Origin of the sequence: Micromonospora sp. NPDC050417 (assembly GCF_044458865.1) — a bacterium.
GTDB lineage: Bacteria > Actinomycetota > Actinomycetes > Mycobacteriales > Micromonosporaceae > Micromonospora_G.
In genome coordinates, this window is sequence record NZ_JBITIH010000003.1 from 251924 (window position 1) to 270576 (window position 18653).

The following is an 18653-nucleotide window of genomic DNA, read 5'->3' on the forward strand; positions in this document are numbered from 1 at the left end:
AACTGAGCTGATTGATGACCTCGCTTCGCTCGGTCATGCCGTTACCGCCTTTCCGGCGATGCCCTGTGGGCGGAGCAGCAGCACCGCCGCGAGCAGGGCGACGACGCAGAGGTCACCGGCGCCCGAGGTGCCGTAGTAGTTGACGAACTGCTGCAACAGCCCGACGACGACCGCCGCGTACGCGGAGCCGACCACCGAGCCCATCCCGCCGATGACCACCACGATGAAGGCGAAGATGAGCAGCGAACCGCCCTGGCTGGGCGAGACCGACCCGTAGTAGACACCGCCGAGTCCCCCGGCGAGCGCGGCGACCGCCCCACCGATCACGAAGACCAGGGTGAACGCCTTGCGGACGTCGATGCCGAGTGCGGTGACCATCTCCCGGTTCTCCACCCCGGCCCGGATGATCAGGCCGTAGCGGGTGTAGCGGAGGAAACCGAGGAGCAGGGCGAGCACCACGACGGCGGCGACGATCAGCAGCAGGATCGAGTTCGGCACCTTCGCGCCGAGCACGACGCTCACCTGCCGGCTCCAGTCCGGCCGGGGGAAGTCGCGCGGGTCCGCTCCCCAGGAGGCTTGCAGCAGCGCCACTCCGGCGAGCGAGAGGCCGACGGTGACCAGCACCTGTTCGATGTTGCGGGAGTAGAGCGGGCGGATCATCACGAGTTCGACCAGGGCCCCGACCAGCGCACCGGCGGCCACCCCGAAGGCGACCGCGAGCACGAAGCCGAATCCTCCCGGCCCGGCGCCGGGCAGGTTGTTCGCCGCCCACCAGGTGCCGTACGCGCCGACGGAGAGGAAGAGCCCGTGGGCGAAGTTGAGTACGTCGGCGAGGCCGAACACCAGGGAGAGCCCGGCGGCGACGAGGAAGTACAACGCGGCCAGGCCGAGCCCGGTCAGCGTCAACAGCACGATCGTGCCCATCAGGCGTGCACCCCCGACGATCCGACTCCGAGCAGGGACTTGGTCAGCGCCGGCTCCTCCAGCAGTTGCCGGGCGTCGCCGGTCCAGGCGACCCGTCCGGCGTCGAGCACGATCGCGGCCTGGGCGAGTCGGCGTACGACGGCGAGGTTCTGCTCGACGAGCAGCACCGGCACGGTGACCGCGACCCGTTCGAGCACCTCGGCGACCTCGGTGACGACCTTCGGCGCGAGTCCCTTGGTCGGCTCGTCGACCAGCAGCAGCCGGTTGTCGTTGAGCAGGACCCGGCCGATGGCGAGCATCTGTTGCTGGCCACCGGAGAGTGAGCCGGCCCGTTGGCGTCCGCGCCGGTCCAGCTCGGGGAAGAGTTCGTAGACCTTGTCGTACGCCGGGGCGGTGCCGCGCTGTTCGGCGAGGCGCAGGTTCTCGGCGACGGTGAGGCCGGCGAAGACGCACCGGTCCTCGGGGACGTATCCGAGCCCGCCCCGGACGAGTTTGTGGGTCGGCTGCCCGGTGAGGCTGCGCCCGCCGGTGCGGATGGTGCCGCGTACCTCGCCGTTGCGTGGGGTGAGGCCGATGACGGCGCGCAGGGTGGTGGTCTTGCCGACCCCGTTGCGTCCGAGCAGCACGGTGACCCCGGTCGGCGCGACGGTGAAGGAGACGCCCTGGAGGATGTGCAGCCCGGCGATCCGTACCGACAGGTCCTCGACGGTCAGAATCGGTTCTGTACTCATAGGGACTCCCCCAGGTACGCCTCTTGCACGGTCGCGTTCGCCATCACGGTGTCCGGGGTGTCGATGGCGAGCAGCGCGCCGTGGTGCATGACGGCGATCCGGTCGGCGAGTTCCAGGATCACGTCCATGTGGTGCTCGACCATCAGCACCGACCGGCCACTGTCTCCGGTCAGCGACCGGATCACCGCGACGAGTTCCGGTACGTCCTCGGCGCTGACCCCGGCCATCGGCTCGTCGAGGAGCATGACCTTTGGTTCCCCGGCGAGCAGGAGCGCGATTTCGAGTTTCCGTTTCTCACCGTGGGCGAGGTTGCCGGCGAGTGCCGTACCCCGGTGGCTGAGGCCGACCCGGTCGAGCGCCGTGTCGGCGGCGGCGGCCACGTCCCGGTCGGCCGCCGCCCGCCGCCACAGCTTCATCGAGCCGCCACGATGCGCCTGTACGGCGAGACGCACGTTCTCGCGCACGCTCAGCGACCCGAAGACGGAGGAGGACTGGAAGGTACGGCCGAGCCCGAGGCCGGCCCGCCGGTGTGGCGGTAGCCCGCTGATGTCCTGCCCGTGCAGCAGCACCTGGCCCTCGGTCGGGCGCCGCAGGCCGGAGATCAGGTTGAACAGGGACGTCTTGCCCGCGCCGTTCGGTCCGATCACGCCGAGGAACTCTCCCGGCGCGAGGTCGAAGGTGACGCTGTCGACGATGGCGACCTCGCCGATTCGCCAACTGAGGCCTCGGGTGGCCAGCACTACGTCACTCAGCCCTTCATGGCTACCGCGGGCGGCGCCGTCTCGTCGCTGGTCAGGGCCTTCTGAAGGTCGGCCTTGAGTTGGTCACCGGTGCCGGTCAGCTTGGCCTGGAACATCGGCTGGAGCAGGGCGTGGTCGGCCGCGCGGACGGTGTTCTTGCCCTTGACCCCGTCGAAGCTCCACCCTTCGAGGGCGGTGACCATCTTGTCGACGTCGTCGCCGCCCTCGGTCGCGGCCCGGACCACCATCTGGGCGGCGGTGAAGCCGTCCGGGTGGAAGAGGTCGAGGACCCCGCCGGGGACGGCGGCCTTGAGCGCCTTGGTGGCGTCGTTGTCGACCGCGCCGTCGAAGAAGTGCGACAGGAACGAAATCTTGGTGCCGGCGGCGCCGAAGGTCGGCCAGGAGGCGCGGATGTCGAGCCCGGTGACGACCGTGGTGGAGGCGAGTACGCCCTGCTGGTCGAGGGTCTGCCACATCGCCGGGGCGGTGGTGCCGGCCCAGGCGACGAAGAGCAGGTCGGGCTTGGCGGAGTTGATCTGGCTGGCGAACGGGGTGAACTCGGTGGCGCTGGCCGGGGCGAGCACACTGCTCACGGTGGCTCCGGCGCCGCCGATCACCGCTTGTACGGCAGCCTCGTTGCTCTTGCCGAACGCGCTGTCCTGGGCGAAGACGACGACCTTCTTGCCGGTCGCGTCGCCGATGAACGACTTGGCGGTGACGACGTCCTGGTACGACTGCCGCCCGGAGCGGAACGTGTACTTGTTGACGCCGGTGACCGCGTCGGTGGCGGCCGGGCCGGAGATGAAGAGCGTCTTGTTCTGGGCGGCGATCGGGGCGACCTGGAGGGCGACACCGGAGGCGGTCGAGCCAGCCAGGATCTTGACGCCCTTGCCGATCAGGTCCTTGGCCGCCGAGACCGCCTTTGCCGGGTCACCGGCGTCGTCGACCTCGGTCACCTCGACCGGCCGGTTGCCGATCTTGTTGGTGCCCTTGGTCGCGTACTTGAGGCCGGCCTCGAAGCCTTCCTTGTACTGCTTGCCGTAGCTGGCGAGCGCTCCGGACTGGGAGTAGACCAGGCCGACCTTGACCGGGGTGGTGTTGGAGTCGCCGCCACCGGTGGCGGTCTCCTGCGGGCTGCCACATGCCGCAGCGGCGAGCGCCACGGCCATCAAACTCGCGGCGGCGACGAGCGCCCGCCGGGTGGTCCGGACCGTCATGTATGGCTCCACGTGAGGGAGTAGTGGGAAACTTGTTTGTCGGCTCACGCTAGGAGTGACGTCACCCACGGGCTATGTGGGCGAAACACATAAGTAACAGTGGTTGGGTGGCCTGGGCGGACAGCCGGCGCGAGGCCCTTCACGGTCGCGGCCATATAAGTCGTCGAGTTCTTACATGGAAAACCATGTAGCCACACGCTTTCCGCGTACGAACTCAGCGAAGCGCGCACCCCACGCCGTCCGACACTGTGCCATGCCGCCCGCTCGGGTCGTACTCGAAGCGCACCTCGACCATGCCCGCCCGCTGGCGCAGACGGTCGAGCGCTATTTCGTCAACGCCCGGCTCGCCGACTACCTGGATCGGGCCGGGAAGAAACTCGCCTGGCCACCCGGCGACCGGGAACGGATCCGCGACGGCTACCTGTCCCTGCTCGACCGGGACCACTGGTCCGAGGTCGCCCGTGCCGGACTGGCGGCCGAGGACTTCGGTATGACCTGGCTCGCGGGGGAGGTCGCGCCCCGTCTCGGACTACGGGCACTGGTTCCACTACGCCACTGACGACCGCCACCCCTGCGGCATCGGAGACAAAGATGGGGGTCAGGCGGATCGCCTGACCCCCATACGTCGGTCTGACCCTGTCAGCCCAGGTACTTCTCCCACGGGCCGGTGATGGCCAGGGTGAGGCCAGGGTCCTGCATGTTGACGAAGAGCACCTTGCCGTCGGCGGTGAACGTCGGCCCGCAGAACTCCGAGTCGTTGAGCTGGTTGCGGGCGATCGCGTACGTCGGGCCGCCCGGGATCGTGCTGAGCACGTGGGAGGCGCCCGAGCCGTCCTCGGCGAGCACGAGACTTCCCCACGGGGTGACGGTCACGTTGTCCGGGCCGTCGAAGGTGAGGTCGTTGTACTTGGCCGGCGTCCCCTCCTCGGAGGAGGTCTGGTGCGGGAAGTACGTCACGAGCTGGATGGTCTCGGCACTGTAGTTGTAGAACCAGACCATGCCATCGTGAGGGGCGGCGTCCGCCGGCAGGTCACCGTCGTCCCAGGCGTAGGAGTTGACCACGTACACGCCCTCGTCGGTGCCCCACACGCCCTCGAACTTGCGTCCACGGGTGACCTGGCCATCGGTGAACTGTTCGCGTACGGGCTTCTTCCGCGCGTCGCGGTCAGGCACCTCGATCCACCGTACGGGGAAGGGCCGACCCAACTGGGCGGAGGTCAGGTAGGCGACGTCCGGCAGCACCGAGCCGTCATCCATGATGATCTGCATCGCGGCGAGGACACCGGCGTTCGGGGCGAGGCGCGTGAGCACACCCTGGCCCAGCTTGACGCCGCGCGGCGCGGTCCAGCGGTAGAAGAGGCCGTTGGGTTCGTCGGCATCCTCGGAGAGGTAGATCCTGGTGCGGTCCTTGTCGACCGCCAGGGCCTCGTGGGAGTAACGGCCCAGGCACTTGATTGGCTTCGGGTCCGCGCTGCCGTCGGCCCAGACCTCGAAAACGTACCCGTGATCCTTCTGGAAGACGCCTGACCGGCCATCCTCCTCCCAGTCGTCCCCCGCCCGATCCTCGGTCTCCTCGCAGGTCAGCCACGTCCCCCACGGGGTGGGTCCGCCCGCGCAGTTGCTGACCGTGCCGGAGAGGGCGACGAACTCACCCAGGTTGCGACCCGCGCGATCGGTCCGGATCACGGTGCACCCACCGGCGTCAACCGCGCCGGGATCGTAGACAGTGCCCTTGACGTGCGGTACGCCGAACTCGGCGCCCGGGTCGATCTCGTGGTTCTGGATCAGGTTGTAGCGGCCGTGGCCGGCGTCGTACACCGCCATGCCGTCATGGTCGGCGGGGGTCACACCCTGGCCACGGTCGAGGCGGGTGACGCCGGTCCGGGTGACCACGGTGTAGCTGAAGCCCTTGGGCAGGGCCAGGATGCCGTCGGGGTCGTCGACGAGCGGCGGGAACGGCACGTGGCCGCCCTTGACCGGCGAATGGGGCTGGCCTGGGTGGGCCTGGGCCAGGGACGGCAAGCCGCCGGCGACGGCAAGACCCACACCGGCGGCGGCACCGCCGGTGAGGAAGGTACGACGAGAGGAAGGCACGTAGATCAGCTCCTGTCGAAAAACAAGTGCGACGATCTGCCAGCCAACTCCCATGGACAGACACCGACGCGTCACCTATGGGATCGATTGGTGACATCGGAGTAAAGAACCAGGGGCACTCACGCATCGCCCCGGCGGCGTACCCCTGCGCAGGCAGGGCGGCCAGCTACATCCGGATGGTGATCGGCTCACCCGGATGGTTTCGGGCGAGCCGACGCAACGACGGTTCCGGATCCATCGGCTGGTCCACCGGTGCGGGCTCGGGATAACCGCACCGAGGTAGGCGGGCGGTGGCGGTTCCCCACCACGCTGGTAACCGGTGCTGACCCGGCAGGCACACTCGGCGAGCCGGAACGTCAGGCCGTCGCAGCAGACGCAGGTGAGCACGGTGGGTATGGCGTTCATGCGCAACCGCCGTCATGTCCGGTCGCCCGCCCACAGCGCCGGGGCGTGTTCTCGACCCGACGGTCACAGAAAAGCTGGTGACGTACGTTCTGGTTGTCCTCTTCGGAGAGTTCGACTCCGGTCGAGTCGATCTGCGTCAGCCAGCCCACCGACCGGGTCAGCACCCGGGCGAGCGCGAGCGCACCGGGCAGGTCGACGGCGGTGACGGGAAGATGGATGACGTAGCGGCCGAGGTGCCCGTTCGCGCTGGTCACACGCGTGCCCTCGGGGCGAACTGCGACTGCCAGGCGCGCAGTTGGTTCTTGATCCGTACGTTCTCGTTCTGGGTGCGGTCAAGCTCGCCGTGCAGGGCGTTCAGTTCGTTGGCGACCCGGTGTAGGAAGGTTCGCACCTCCTCCGGGTCGAGGCCGCGCCGGCTGGTCGGAAACTGCCGGTCACGCACCTGCCCCTCGCTCAACGGCGGGTACGTCGCCGCCCGGTAGTAGCCGCTCGCCTGGTTTCCGGACCGATGTCGGCTCGCGGCGACCGGCCGAGCGGCCGGACCGGCCGGAGTCGCCTCCGGTCGCCGCCACGAGGTGAGGAATCCCAGCAGTCTGCGCACGTGTTGACCACCTTTCGCGGGGTTGGAAGGCGACCCGGCCCGAGCACACGGGGAAGTCCAGACCGGGCCGCCACCTACCTCCCGACGATTTGCCGAACCGACCGGGAGGAGCTGCGAACAACCTACCCGACCCTATCGAGTAGGTCTACCCCGTCGGGGTGCTCGAACCTATTGCAGTATCTGTAGTAACTAGGGCAAGATCGGAGGTGCCGAACCGACCGGAGACACCTCTATGCCAACCGCAGAAGCACCATTTCGCCTGATCGCGAACGAGATCACCGCGAAGATCAAGAGTGGCGAGCTTGCGCCCGGCGACAAGCTGCCCTCCACCTCACAACTCGCTGACCAGTACAACGTCAGCCCGGGTACGGTCCACCGCGCCCTGTCGCTGCTCCACGACCGCGACCTCATCATCGGCCAACCAGGCCGAGGCACGTACGTCGCCGACCACTCCTCGAAGTAGCTGGCGGTAGCACTCGTCCGGAACCCCGCTGACCGCTTGAGGACAGCGGGGTTCCGGCATCTCCACTAGCCTTGCCTTGCAGCGATCCTCATGGATGAATGCTGCACCTGTCCCGCCTTCGCAGACGCGACAAGGGAGGGCAAGTGGTCGATCGGTCCGACACGCCCACGGGTTCGAGACATGGCCAAGGTGAGCCGTCGTGAACGTCGGAGAGGTGAAGGCACTCAACCGGAACGGCTGCGAGGCGATCGACCGGGCACGTCAGTTAATCGAACAGGTTGCCTCCGACGCCGCAGAAGCAACCACCACTGCGGGCGCCACCTGCCACAACAGCGAACATCAAGAGGTTGTACAAGCGATGTGCAGCCTCAAACAGGCAATCCACGAGACCGAGCTGACGATCCGCCGCCTCAACGCCAGCGGCGAGAGCGCAGGTAGCTACCTGGCGGCGCTTGGATGAGCAGCGTGGGTGATGTCGTAGGACAACTCCGGGCCGTCATCGAACGCCTCGACCAGATCACAATCTCCGCCAGTCGCGCCGAGGCCGAGGTGGCAGATGCGAAAACCTCCCTCACTCAAGCGGCCACCGGCGCGGACCATCACGAGATCCAGAGCGCCATCAGCGAGGCCACGACCGCCGCTGAGAAGTCGGCGAAGGTCGCCCGGTTGCTGGCGACGGCTGCCAAACACCTGAGCAACTACGTCAACGTCATCGCGCCAGGCTCGGCGCCGAAACAGTCGTCCTCATCCGAGAGCATGCCCTCGGATGAGCAGCTCATACAGCAGGGCGACCAGGCCGCAACCAACTTCCGTCGATTTGCCAAGCGGGTCGTGCAGAATGCTGAGTCAGCAGGCGAAACGGCGAAGAAGCTGACCGATTTCTTAAACGCCTCACGACCGCAGGGCACCGCCCAGACGCTGACTCGACCGGAACCACCCTCACAGGCAGCCTCCGCAGTGGTCTCCGGGGACGCGGCACAGGCTCTGGTCATTACGGGAGCCGCAGTCGTCGCTGCGGCGCTGAACGCCGCGAGTATGCGGAGAAGACGGAAGGAACGAGAACGTGAGCGACCGGAGCAACTACCTCGACCTGATCCGGGAACTGATCAAGGGTGACCCGGAGGCGTACCACCAGCGCTGCGAGCAACTTGACGAAGAAGGCTGGGACGAACTCGGGCTGGTTGTCGGCGCCGCCTTCTTCCTCGCCACCCGTCGCAAGTTCGCGACCTCAACGACTACCACCAGCGTCATCCAACTGGTTGCCGACGCACGGACGCAGATGACCGGCACCGGATTCGGCCTCGACCCGGTCGTCGCGGAACAGTTGCTTACATCTGCCGTCACCGGTGACACCAGCGCCCTGGAATCGGTCGAGCCAAACCTGATCATCGAGTCGGAGATGCTTCTTCTCTGGCACCTCCTTCAACCTCTGGGAGACAGCGACCTCTCCGGGTTCTTGGCCGAGGTCGACGTACTCGCCGAGCAGTGGAGCCACGAGGCGTAACGCCCGCCGAACTACTTCAGCAGTCAGGCTGGCAATGAGGGCCGGTCACGGATGACCGCCGTGAGTCAGCGATGGCGCGGTCTTCCTGTTGGGCCTCTGGGAGTCGCAATGAGGGGCGGTCACGGATGACCGCCGTTAGGGGCGGAGTGCTGCTCGCCCTGGGCCTGTTCGTCGTCGTGTCGCAATGAGAGGCGGTCACGGATGACCGCCGTTAGGGGGCCAACACCCTGTTCCTCAACGTCACCGCCGCCCAGTCGCAATGAGGGGCGGTCACGGATGACCGCCGTGAGACCATCACCGGCCCGGCGACGCAACTTGTCGCCACGTCGCAATGAAGGGCGGTCACGGATGACCGCCGTGAGGATGGCGTTCGACGGCGTACCGTCCCGATCCCGTACGACGTCGCAATGAGGGGCGGTCACGGATGACCGCCGTGAGCCGCTCGGCCACCTGCCTGCGGGCGTCTCGCGAGAGGTCGCAATGAGGGGCGGTCACGGATGACCGCCGTCAGACCTGTACGCCAAGGCCGCGAACGTTCCCACTGACGGGTCGCAATGAGGGGCGGTCACGGATGACCGCCGTGAGGCCGAGGCGCTCCCGGACGAGCTGACAACCAAGGCCGCGTCGCAATGAGGGGCGGTCACGGATGACCGCCGTGAGGTCCCTGATGGCTACGACGGCAACCGTCCGTACTGGCAGTCGCAATGAGGGGCGGTCACGGATGACCGCCGTGAGACCTACCTGAGGCTCCTGATCACCATGCCGCTGATCGTGTCGCAATGAGGGGCGGTCACGGATGACCGCCGTGAGGGGTCACGAGGTCACCGCCCACCCGGATCGGCAGGGGGTCGCAATGAGGGGCGGTCACGGATGACCGCCGTGAGCGGCCGACTACGACGACCAGGTCGTCGCCGCGATGAAGTCGCAATGAGGGGCGGTCACGGATGACCGCCGTGAGTTGCGCGCGAACCGCGACGCACTCCGGTTGTCATCGGTGTCGCAATGAGGGGCGGTCACGGATGACCGCCGTGAGGCGGGTGTTTGGCCACCGGCGCGAGCTGGGCTGTCAGCGTCGCAATGAGGGGCGGTCACGGATGACCGCCGTGAGGATCGAGTGGGTTGAAGCGGGACTGAGCGGGACTCATGTCGCAATGAGGGGCGGTCACGGATGACCGAGGTGAGAGCGTCGCGGGTTGCCAGGGTCCGCCACCGGGCGTCGCAATGAGGGGCGGTCACGGATGACCGCCGTGAGCAGGGCGACCCACTGCCCGAGTCCGACCATGGTGCCGGCGTCGCAATGAGGGGCGGTCACGGATGACCGCCGTGAGGGCGGCCCACAGGCGCGCTCGCATCCACCAGGTGCCCCGTCGCAATGAGGGGCGGTCACGGATGACCGCCGTGAGAGCAGCCCCTTGCGTGGCTTGGTGACAGCCAGCTCCGCGTCGCAATGAGGGGCGGTCACGGATGACCGCCGTGAGCCACCGGTCCACCCACTCGATACCCGGTTCGACCATCGCGTCGCAATGAGGGGCGGTCACGGATGACCGCCGTGAGAGGAGCGGGACGACCCGCTGGAGTCGTCGACCCTGTCGTCGCAATGAGGGGCGGTCACGGATGACCGCCGTGAGTAGGTTCCAGACATCCGGATCGACGCTGACCGCTGAACGGTCGCAATGAGGGGCGGTCACGGATGACCGCCGTGAGTGGTGGTCGGACACCCGAAGTTGATCGATGTGCATTTGGGTCGCAATGAGGGGCGGTCACGGATGACCGCCGTGAGGCCATGGCTGACCTGCCTTGGCTCGACCCGGGGGTGTGGGTCGCAATGAGGGGCGGTCACGGATGACCGCCGTGAGGCTTCGCGACCTGCATATATAGATGTTGTTCGACTTAATGCGTCTCGAACTGCGCCCGATTTAGCTGACTTGTCCGCAAATCTTGGTTCGGAACCTCCCCGGGAAATCGTGCGAGCTTGGGGTTCCTAGGTGTGGGGACTAATCGGACCAATCTATGGAATTGTCAAAGAACCGTTCGCCCGCGTACGGCCGAGCAGCTTCGGTGGGGTGAGGTTAGCGGCGGTCGGTGGTGCGGATGGCGATCGGGGCGAGGACGCCGGCTGACTTGCGGCCCTCGATCGGGCGACGGGCCGCCCCCGCAACGGCGAAGACATCGAGCGGCTGCCAACTGCTCCGACTCACCGTGACCTCCTTGGCAACCAGACCCGGACGTACGTCGGGATGTTCCAACAGCGTCGTGATCCCAGCCGGGTCGAGCGGCTGCCGCCACAGCGGCCAGGTCATCACCGGTTGCCGCCGACCGGGGACGGTGTGCCAGAGCGTCGCCTGCACCGCCGTCCCGTTGCCGCTCAACCGCAACAGCGGTAGCGCCATGATGGCTAACCATGTCGCCCCCGGCACCCCAGCCTCCACCGACACCCCACTCGGGTGGTCGGCGGCACTGCGCAGCACCCGATGGTCGAGATATTCGCCGGTGTAACCGTCGACCCGCCGCCACCGGGTCAACGCTTCCCGGATCAACGTCGGCGGATCCCGGCGTACCTCTTCGAGGGGTTTGCTGAACATCGAACGCAGGCTCTGCTGCCCGGCTGGTGCGGTGAGCGGGGTGAGTGCCACCCGTCCCTTGGCGTCGACGGCGAGGTCGGTGACGAGCACCGAGAGCCAGCGGCTCAGCGCCGGCTCGGGATGCTTGCTGACCAGGTCGGTGACGAACCGGCGGAACTGGTCGCGCGGCACCCGCATCGGGTCCGGCTCCATGCCCTGCTTGGCGATCGGGAAGGTCGCCGGCACACCGGGGATGACACCGTCGTCGGGGATCGCACGGATCACCCCCACCAGGGCGTCCACGATCTCCTCGACGGCGGCGAGCGGGCTGTGCAGCAGCGCACAGCCGGTGGTCTCGTCGTAGGACAACCGCGCATCGATCCGCGCCTCGTCGCGCAACAGCCGCACCACGCCGAGGGCGGCGAGGAAGCCGAGCGCGTCCCGGCCGTCGAGCGCCGGCAGCTCCACCGTGTACGTCAACACGTGCCCTCCTCGTCCCGCGCGGAGCACCAGACGTCGGCGAGGCGGACGATGCTCTCCAGCAGCGCCAACCCCCAGCGGCCGTACGCGTTGTTGAGCCCCTCGAACCGGGTCGGTGACTGCCATTCGACCGTCTCTTCGGTGGTGAGGACCGGCAGGCCGGGCACCGTCACCTTCACCGGATCGGGGTCCACGATCGGAGGCAGCAGCCCACGGTCGCGGCCGTGGTGGCTGGCAACCAGGTGCAGCACCAGTGCCGGGTCCACCTCCGCCGGGTGTTCGGCGAGACGCAGTGCGGCGATCCGGGCCGAGAGCGCTTCGTGCCGCATCCCGTGCGGGTACTTGGCGACCTCCTGCACACGACGGGCCTCCGCCCGGTTTGTCGGGTCGATGCCTGACTTGGCCAGCGGTTCCCTCGCCAGTTCGGCCGCCGCACGTCGACCACCGCGCAACATGGTCTGAAACCGGATGTCGCGTTTGCCTTCGTCGTGCCAGAGCGCGGCAACCCTGACGCTCTCCGTCAGTCGGAGACTGAGCCGAAGGCGCTGCGCTATCTCTGCCGCGCGGGCGGCCACCGCCTCCTGGTGCGGCACGAGACCGATCCGCTTCCCCGGATAGGCGGTGCTGGAGCTGCCTGTTTCGGAGTCGTCGTTGGCCTGGCGGTGACGGTCGACGGAGATCACGACCGGGAACTCCGCCGCCCAGGAGCGGCCGGTGGAGCCGTCGAGTTGGCGGGTCGAGGTGACCGTGAGCTGGGCAGGTCTGCCCGGTGTGATTGGCTCGCCCGACGGGTCGAGGTGGAGCAGTGCACGCAACACCTCGGCCAACGGGCTGGCGGCGTACAGGACCGCTTCGACCGCTTTCAGTCGCGGCGCGTACCCGTGGGGCTTCTCCGCGTCCGGGTCGGCGGCGGCGAAGGCGAGCAGCTTGTTGAGGCCGGCGTCGGAGTCGGCGGCCGGCGTCGGCACGGCGACATAGGCGGCGAGTTGCCGCAGGTGGGGGCCGACCCGCAGGATCGGGCCGCGCCGCCGACCGGCCAGGTCGGCGACGTCGACCACCGGGGCGTCGCTCGCCGGGTGCCAGCCGAAGCGGTCGCAGCCGCCGTATTCGACCGGTACGACGATGGTGTTGCCGGCCCGGACCTCCTGCGCGGTGATCACCTCGGTCTCGCCCCGAGCTGAGTAACGCAGCACCCGAGGGTTGCCCCGCTCGTCGCGTGCACGTGGTGCCCGTTGCCGTGTCGGCGGCTGGGGCTGCGCCGTGCCCGACTCGTCGTTCTCGGCTGGCTCCGGGATGTCGATGTCGGCCACCGTTTCGGCGTCGCCCTCCTCCAGCAGCCAACGGCGCACCTCACGCACCGGGACGTCGATCGTCTCCTCGGTCGACGGCTGCACGAAGCCGACCACAGTGGACCACCGGTCGGGCTTGTCGAACGGCAGACTAGTGCGCCAGACGATGCTGACCGGTGGCACCTCCTCGACGACCCCATGCAGGTACGGCGCGATCGGCGGGTCCGGGTGCGGGACCGGTGACGTACGCGTCCAGGTGTCCAGGGTTGCCGGGAACAGGAACGGCACCAGCTCCGGTCGGGTCCGGTTCGTTTCCGCTGGTGCGGCGGCAGCCAGGTCACGCAGCGCGGCGGGTGAGGCGTCCAGGCCGTTGTCGGCCGCCTCAAGGTGCTTGACGGTGGCGACCGGAGCCTGCCCGGCGAGCCACTGCCAGGTGGCGAGGCGGGCCTCGCCGTAGACGTGGTCCTCGGTGTCGACGCTCTTGTCGTGCACGACCCAGGCCGGTGCGGGCACCTCACGCAGCCCGAGCCGGTTGAGCCGGCCGAGTCGCTGCACCAGGGCCGACAACGACGCCGACTCGGTGACCAGCGCGTCCAGGTCGATGTTGGCGCCGACCTCGATCGTCTGGGTGGCGACCACGACGAACGGTCGCCGGTCCCGGTAGTCCCGGCCAACCTTGATCCGCTGGTAGTGGCTGGCGAGCAGGAGTTCCCGGTCGATCGGGCGGCTGCGCCCGGTGAGCAGGATCGCCTCGGCCCTGCCGTCGAGCAGTTCGAAGACCGCACGGGCTCGGGACACGGTGTTGACCACCACCCCGACCACGCCCTCCGGCGCCAGGTGCAACGCCAGGTCGGCCAGGGCCCGGGGTACGTCGTCGTTCGCCTTCTTCTTCGTCGTCGGAACCTCAAGCAGCCGCAGCCGTTTCCTGGCCCGGAGCCGACGGCTGGCCTCGACGTCGTCCCTGTCGGCGTCGGTGATGCCGTGCACGGTGATCTCGCGGCCGGGCCCGTCTGTGCCGTCCTTCGAGGTGGTGGCGGACATGGTGACCAGGGCTGGCTTCACCCTGGATGGCCGTTCGCCGAGTTCCAGTGGCCACCGGTCGAGGTCCAGCGCTGCGGTGACGGTGGTCCGGAACGCGTTCGCGAGGTGCGCCTCGTCCACGACGATGAGGCTGTCGGTGCCGACCAGGGCGGCGTCGATGCTGCGGCCGTACTCGCTGACTCCGTAGCCACGGAACAGCAGGCGGCTGCCAACCTGGTCGATGGTGCCGGTGACGATCGCGTGCCGGTCGGGGCGTTCCAACCAGATCCGGTCCCAGGTGACACCGCCCCGCATCCGGGCGACGGTGAGCACGTCCTCCTCCCGATCGGCGTCACCGCGTAGGGCGTCGGCGACCAGGGTGCAGACCTCGGCGGTCGGCGTCTGCAACGCGTCCCGGAGCCGCTTCGCGTGCGCGTGCGCCTCGTCCACCACGAGCCGCCGGTCGACCACGAAGAAGGTACGGCGTTTCGCCAGGTCCGGCCGGAGTGCCGCGACGAACACCGCCACGTCGAGCACCGAGGTCTTGCCCAACCCGGTCGGTACGTCGATCACGTCCGGCCAGCGTTCCTCCTCGACAATCCGGCGCAGCAACGCCCGCTGCCACGGGAACGCGTCACGCCTCTTGATGGGCTGGCCGTCAGCGGGGGCCGGATCGCCGTGCACCGCGTCGACGAACCTGTCGAACATGTCGATGCTGAGCTTGGGCTTGTTGCGCTGGTCAGCGGCGGGCACCGGGTCAGTGGCGGGCATCGGGTCAGTGGCGGGCATCGGGCACCTCCGGCACGAAAAGGCCGCAGCCGAGGTAACGCAACGCCCCGGCGATGACCGGTCCGCGTACCCGGGTGGGGAACTCGACCCGGCAGTGCACGAACGGCCGTCGAGGTCGCCCCTCGGGCACCGTGCCGCGTCGGGGCAGCCGCACCGCGCCGCGTACCAGTGGGGCTTCCAGCACGGTGACCGACTCCGGCCGGGGGTAGCCGGCGGTGACAAAACCGTCGGCCAGCACCTCGGCCGGATCCTTGCGCCCGGGATAGCGGTCCAACATCATCGGTGTCACCGAGACCCAGCGTCGGGCCCCCGCCGGCTGCCCCATCCACCGGTCAGGCCGCAGCCCCCAGGTCTTCGGCGGCTCGGCCGGGTCACCGAGCCGGAACACGCCCTCGGTGCCGGCGCGGAGCACCCGGATCGGGTCCTCGCCCTCCTCACCGAGGAGTCCGCGCAGCACCGCGATCCGATCCTCTTCCGGCAGGTCTCCGGGGAGCGCCACCGCCACCCCGAGCAGGTGCCCGTCGGCGTGCTGATGCCCGACGTCGAGCAGCGGCAGGTAGCCGACGTGCGCGCTGCCGTCGGCGCCGTGCCCGCTCACCTGCGGCGGCACCGGGTCCGCGACCCGGTCGAGCACCGCCCGGCGCAGGATGTCGGTGACGGTGAGCAGGCGGTCACCCTGGATCGGCACCCGTCCCTGTTCCGCCGGCCAGACCAGCATCTCCTGGTAAGGCCCGTCCGCGACCCTCGACGCGGCCCTGCCGCTCGCCGCCAGCCCACCGTCATCCAGGACGTAGTCGACGGCCCGGGACATCTGCCAGGCCCGCTCCCCCTGCGCGTACGCCGCCCGGAGCTGATCGGTGTAACCCGGGTACGGCACCCGCAGCGCGAGCGCGTCCGGGTCGCCGAGCCTGGTCGGCTGGTACGTCACCCACGACGGCCGGGACTCGATCACCTCGTCGCGTACGTCCACCTCGGCCGAGGACGTCGACCGGCCGAAGTACGGCACCCGCCGGGCGAGTCGACTCAGCCGCCACAACACCCCGTCGTCGGCGTTCGCGTCCGGCCAGACGAAGGCGACCTGGTCGTCGGTGGGGAGGCCACCGGAGCGACTGCTCTGCCCGTTGGTCCGGCCCGGCCAGCGGGTGCTTCCGGCCGATCGCTTGGTCACGTTGGTGACCACGAATCCGCTCCGCACGGAGGTGGCGACCTGATGGGTCGGGACCGCCAGCACCAGTGGTGGACCGGCCTGCTCCAACCAGCGCAGGGCAGCGTCGTCGGCGTCGTACCCGGGCGCGTCGACCTCGTTCTCCGCGGAGGCGAGCAGCGCGCAGAAGAGCCGGGCCGGGTGGGGAGGCCACTCCATCTGCGCCGCCAGATCCGCCGCGTCGTAGCGGCCGTCACGCAGCCGTACGGTGATGCTCAGCGCCACCTGCTACTCCCCGTCGCCGACGGCCGACGTGAGCGCGAACCGGATCGCGTCGGCCAACTGCGGGGTCGGGGCGATCGGCACCACGTTCGAGTCCATCACCACGCCGGCTGCGGACGCGCGGTCCCGCAGTGCGACGAACGCGGCGATCACCTCGGCGGTGCTGACCTCGATCGGCTCCCGTTCGCCACCGTCGCGTTCGAAGTAGACCGTCTCGGAGATCCTGGTCAGGTCGCAGCCGGAGCGCAGCCAGAGCGACGGCCGGCCGAAGGTCAGCCGGTCTCCGACGAGTGCCAACGCCGCCAGCGTCGCCCTGGCCAGGGTCGCCGCCTCCACGGTCGCGTCTCCGAACCGGAGCCGTTCCAGCCCGGCGAGCGAAATCCAGCCCTGGCGGCGTACCTCCCCGACGGTCACCCCGCCGTGGGACGGGTTCGGCGCTATGTGGCCGTGGCCGATCTCGCTGAGTTTGCCGCCCTTGGCCTTGGTGCCCTCCGGCAGGAAACGCCAGTCGCCCTCGGCCTTGCCCTTGTCGTCGATGGCGCCGGTCAGGTTGGTGGGGTCGAGGCGCCCGGCCCGCCGGTCCCCCTGGAGGTATTCGACGCCGAACATCGTGGAGGAGTAGATGCGGGCGAACTTCGGCCAGCGTCCCTTGCGGTGCGAGTCCCACGCCCCGAAGAGCAGGGAGTACGGCTCCCGCCGGTAGAGCGGTCGTACGTCACCTGCGGTCGCCGAGCGCAGCTCCCGCCCGATCTCGCTGCGGTCGAACCGGACCCCGTCGACCTCACTGTCCCGCAGGTACGCGTCCGCGTAACGGTGCGGGAAGTCGAGTGAGGTGAGGCGTACGCCCTCCTCCTTCATGACCAGTTCGAACAGTGGCAGGTCGAACCGGCCACCGTCCCGTGCGACGAGCAGCGCCTCCTCGACCCGGTTGGCCTGCGACGGCACCTGGTCGATGACAACGGTGTCCCGCCGCTCGCCGTCGACCAGACGCTGTTCGAAGAGGTACGGCCGGGGCAGACGCCCTTCGCGTTGCGCGGCCCTGATTTCCGCCTCGGACATCGGAAAGGTCGGGGGCATGATCTTTCCGCCGGGGCCGCCAACGGGTTGATATACCGCGTTGAACGCGATTCCCGCATCTCGACGATCGTCATCGACCGCAGCAATAAGACGATCAACCAACTTTGCCATGATCACTCCTGGGTTCGGGCAACATCGAGAGGGTCTACCGGAGAGGTACGACAGAAAATATCTGAGGGGAAAATTTCCACCATCTCGAACCTGAGTCGACCTCGGCATTTCAAGATTCACCCCACCATGGGCGTGAAGTAAGCTGATACCTGCATCCAGCCCAGAAGCACGCAACTGGATCATCGTTCACCGAGTTCCCACACCCGAGGGTCGGCCCTCATTGAGACGCGTAGTGGGTAGGCAGCAGCGCAACTGACGTGCTCACCAACCGACCACTCGTGGTCGGTCTCCGTTGTCAACACGGGCAGAGCCATCCAACGATGGCAACACCTCCCGCCGATCCCGAGTGATCCGGTGGGGACCGTTCGAGATTCACCGATCGGTCCCCACCGGAGGATCAATCTAGATGTTGATCACTAAATTTGGTTCGCGTATTGGGTAGGTAGCTGCGCACCTCAGTCCCCCTTGCGACCACTTTAAGAATCAGCGTATGGTCGCCGAGTCTAACCTGGAGCCAGGAGGTCACATAGCGTGAATCGCCGTCACATGTCACCGAAGCGTCGGATGGAAATCGGGCTTGCCGCCCTCCTGGGCGGGCTAACCGATCGAACTGTGGCCCAGCGCTACCGCACCTCGGCATCGTCAGCGGGCCGTTACCGCCGTGAAGCCCTCGCCGCTTTCGTCGACCACCTCGCCGCGATTCGGGAGAGCACCGCCCGGGTTCCGACCTCACGACGATGCCGATGCCGGCAGTGTCACACTGCCGCCCCTCACCCGAAGAACACACGTGGTCCTCAAACGAAGCCACCGGGGCGCTGAAAGTTAATGAGTTCCGCTGCGATGGTCAGAGACAACGACCTCGGCAGCGGCAGCAATAGAACAAACAGAACCGTCGACGCAAGCATTGACGGTGTCCCACGGCCCGGCGGGAGCCACGGCCTCGCACACTGACCAACCTCTCCTCATCTCGACCAGGCTTACGAGTTCGGGGCCGATGATTCGGGATCCTGGAATCACATCGTCGTTCTCACGACGGCAGGCTTCCAAGATCCCGAACCTTGAGGCATCGCAGCCGTCATCAGGCAGGCACTGCCCCGTAACCCGAGAAGCCCAGAAATCCCCTGTTCGGAGAGGTTCGGGGGGCAGATGTGAAGGCCACGTGTGGAACGTGTTCAGCCCCGGTGACAGTCACTGTGACGACCGGTCGTACGTGGCAACCCT

General features: G+C 68.3%; 16 protein-coding genes and 1 CRISPR repeat array. Of the genes, 5 read left to right on the top strand and 11 right to left on the bottom strand.

The features are described 5' to 3' along the window. Positions 1 to 33 precede the first annotated feature (33 nt). Genes ACIBF5_RS06355 through ACIBF5_RS06370 form a run of 4 tightly spaced genes read right to left on the bottom strand, consistent with a single transcriptional unit; the run spans position 34 to position 3612 of the window. Entirely contained in the window at positions 34 to 924 is an 891-nt protein-coding gene (locus tag ACIBF5_RS06355) for a branched-chain amino acid ABC transporter permease (RefSeq protein ID WP_396808656.1), read from the bottom strand. Continuing rightward, complete coding sequence (locus tag ACIBF5_RS06360; RefSeq protein WP_396808658.1) at positions 924 to 1655, bottom strand: ABC transporter ATP-binding protein; 732 nt, start codon at positions 1653 to 1655, stop codon at positions 924 to 926. The genes ACIBF5_RS06355 and ACIBF5_RS06360 overlap by 1 nt, the downstream gene beginning before the upstream one ends. Further along, a complete protein-coding gene (locus ACIBF5_RS06365) occupies positions 1652 to 2395 on the bottom strand; it encodes an ABC transporter ATP-binding protein (RefSeq protein WP_396808660.1) in 744 nt (247 codons plus the stop codon). The genes ACIBF5_RS06360 and ACIBF5_RS06365 overlap by 4 nt, the downstream gene beginning before the upstream one ends. A gap of 8 nt (positions 2396 to 2403) precedes the next feature. Then, positions 2404 to 3612 carry a substrate-binding domain-containing protein gene (locus ACIBF5_RS06370; protein WP_396808662.1) on the bottom strand — a complete coding sequence of 403 codons (1209 nt, stop codon included), beginning with the start codon at positions 3610 to 3612 and terminating at the stop codon, positions 2404 to 2406. A gap of 253 nt (positions 3613 to 3865) precedes the next feature. Between ACIBF5_RS06370 and ACIBF5_RS06375 the strand changes: the two genes are divergently transcribed. Beyond that, positions 3866 to 4171, top strand: a complete 306-nt coding sequence (locus ACIBF5_RS06375) for a hypothetical protein (protein WP_396808664.1) — start codon at positions 3866 to 3868, stop codon at positions 4169 to 4171. A gap of 80 nt (positions 4172 to 4251) precedes the next feature. Here the strand turns inward: ACIBF5_RS06375 and ACIBF5_RS06380 are convergent, their stop codons facing one another. The 3 genes from ACIBF5_RS06380 to ACIBF5_RS06390 form a co-directional block, all read right to left on the bottom strand. Next, the gene (locus ACIBF5_RS06380) at positions 4252 to 5706 is read right to left on the bottom strand and encodes an alkaline phosphatase PhoX (RefSeq protein WP_396808666.1); all 1455 of its coding nucleotides are present in this window, start codon (positions 5704 to 5706) and stop codon (positions 4252 to 4254) included. 401 nt (positions 5707 to 6107) lie between these two features. After that, positions 6108 to 6365: a hypothetical protein gene (locus ACIBF5_RS06385; protein WP_396808668.1), complete on the bottom strand. Its 258-nt coding sequence runs from the start codon at positions 6363 to 6365 to the stop codon at positions 6108 to 6110. After that, positions 6362 to 6712, bottom strand: a complete 351-nt coding sequence (locus ACIBF5_RS06390) for a DivIVA domain-containing protein (protein WP_396808670.1) — start codon at positions 6710 to 6712, stop codon at positions 6362 to 6364. Before ACIBF5_RS06390 ends, ACIBF5_RS06385 begins: the two co-directional genes overlap by 4 nt. A 232-nt stretch (positions 6713 to 6944) precedes the next feature. On the opposite strand from ACIBF5_RS06390, the gene ACIBF5_RS06395 reads away from it, so the two are divergent. The 4 genes from ACIBF5_RS06395 (at position 6945) to ACIBF5_RS06410 (ending at position 8679) form a co-directional block, all read left to right on the top strand. Continuing rightward, entirely contained in the window at positions 6945 to 7175 is a 231-nt protein-coding gene (locus tag ACIBF5_RS06395) for a winged helix-turn-helix domain-containing protein (protein WP_396808672.1), read from the top strand. Between the two features lie 199 nt (positions 7176 to 7374). Next, the gene (locus ACIBF5_RS06400) at positions 7375 to 7635 is read left to right on the top strand and encodes a hypothetical protein (RefSeq protein ID WP_396808674.1); all 261 of its coding nucleotides are present in this window, start codon (positions 7375 to 7377) and stop codon (positions 7633 to 7635) included. After that, positions 7632 to 8291, top strand: coding sequence for a hypothetical protein (locus tag ACIBF5_RS06405; RefSeq protein ID WP_396808676.1), 660 nt, complete (start codon positions 7632 to 7634; stop codon positions 8289 to 8291). The genes ACIBF5_RS06400 and ACIBF5_RS06405 overlap by 4 nt, the downstream gene beginning before the upstream one ends. Further along, complete coding sequence (locus ACIBF5_RS06410; RefSeq protein WP_396808678.1) at positions 8239 to 8679, top strand: hypothetical protein; 441 nt, start codon at positions 8239 to 8241, stop codon at positions 8677 to 8679. Before ACIBF5_RS06405 ends, ACIBF5_RS06410 begins: the two co-directional genes overlap by 53 nt. Positions 8680 to 8707: 28 nt before the next feature. Beyond that, positions 8708 to 10535: direct repeats of the CRISPR family, unit length 34 nt; unit sequence GTCGCAATGAGGGGCGGTCACGGATGACCGCCGT. 213 nt (positions 10536 to 10748) lie between these two features. Here the strand turns inward: ACIBF5_RS06410 and ACIBF5_RS06415 are convergent. From ACIBF5_RS06415 to cas7u, 4 genes are read right to left on the bottom strand one after another with little or no spacing between them, the layout of a single operon-like run. Further along, entirely contained in the window at positions 10749 to 11723 is a 975-nt protein-coding gene (locus tag ACIBF5_RS06415; RefSeq protein WP_396808680.1) for a hypothetical protein, read from the bottom strand. Next, entirely contained in the window at positions 11717 to 14818 is a 3102-nt protein-coding gene (cas3u, locus tag ACIBF5_RS06420; protein ID WP_396808682.1) for a type I-U CRISPR-associated helicase/endonuclease Cas3, read from the bottom strand. The genes ACIBF5_RS06415 and cas3u overlap by 7 nt, the downstream gene beginning before the upstream one ends. Beyond that, on the bottom strand, positions 14805 to 16247 hold the full coding sequence (csb2, locus tag ACIBF5_RS06425; protein ID WP_396808684.1) for a type I-U CRISPR-associated protein Csb2: 1443 nt from the start codon (positions 16245 to 16247) through the stop codon (positions 14805 to 14807). Before csb2 ends, cas3u begins: the two co-directional genes overlap by 14 nt. Before the next feature lie 3 nt (positions 16248 to 16250). After that, positions 16251 to 17432 (bottom strand): type I-U CRISPR-associated RAMP protein Csb1/Cas7u, encoded by a 1182-nt coding sequence (cas7u, locus tag ACIBF5_RS06430; RefSeq protein WP_396808686.1) that lies wholly within the window; start codon positions 17430 to 17432, stop codon positions 16251 to 16253. Positions 17433 to 18653: the final 1221 nt, after the last annotated feature.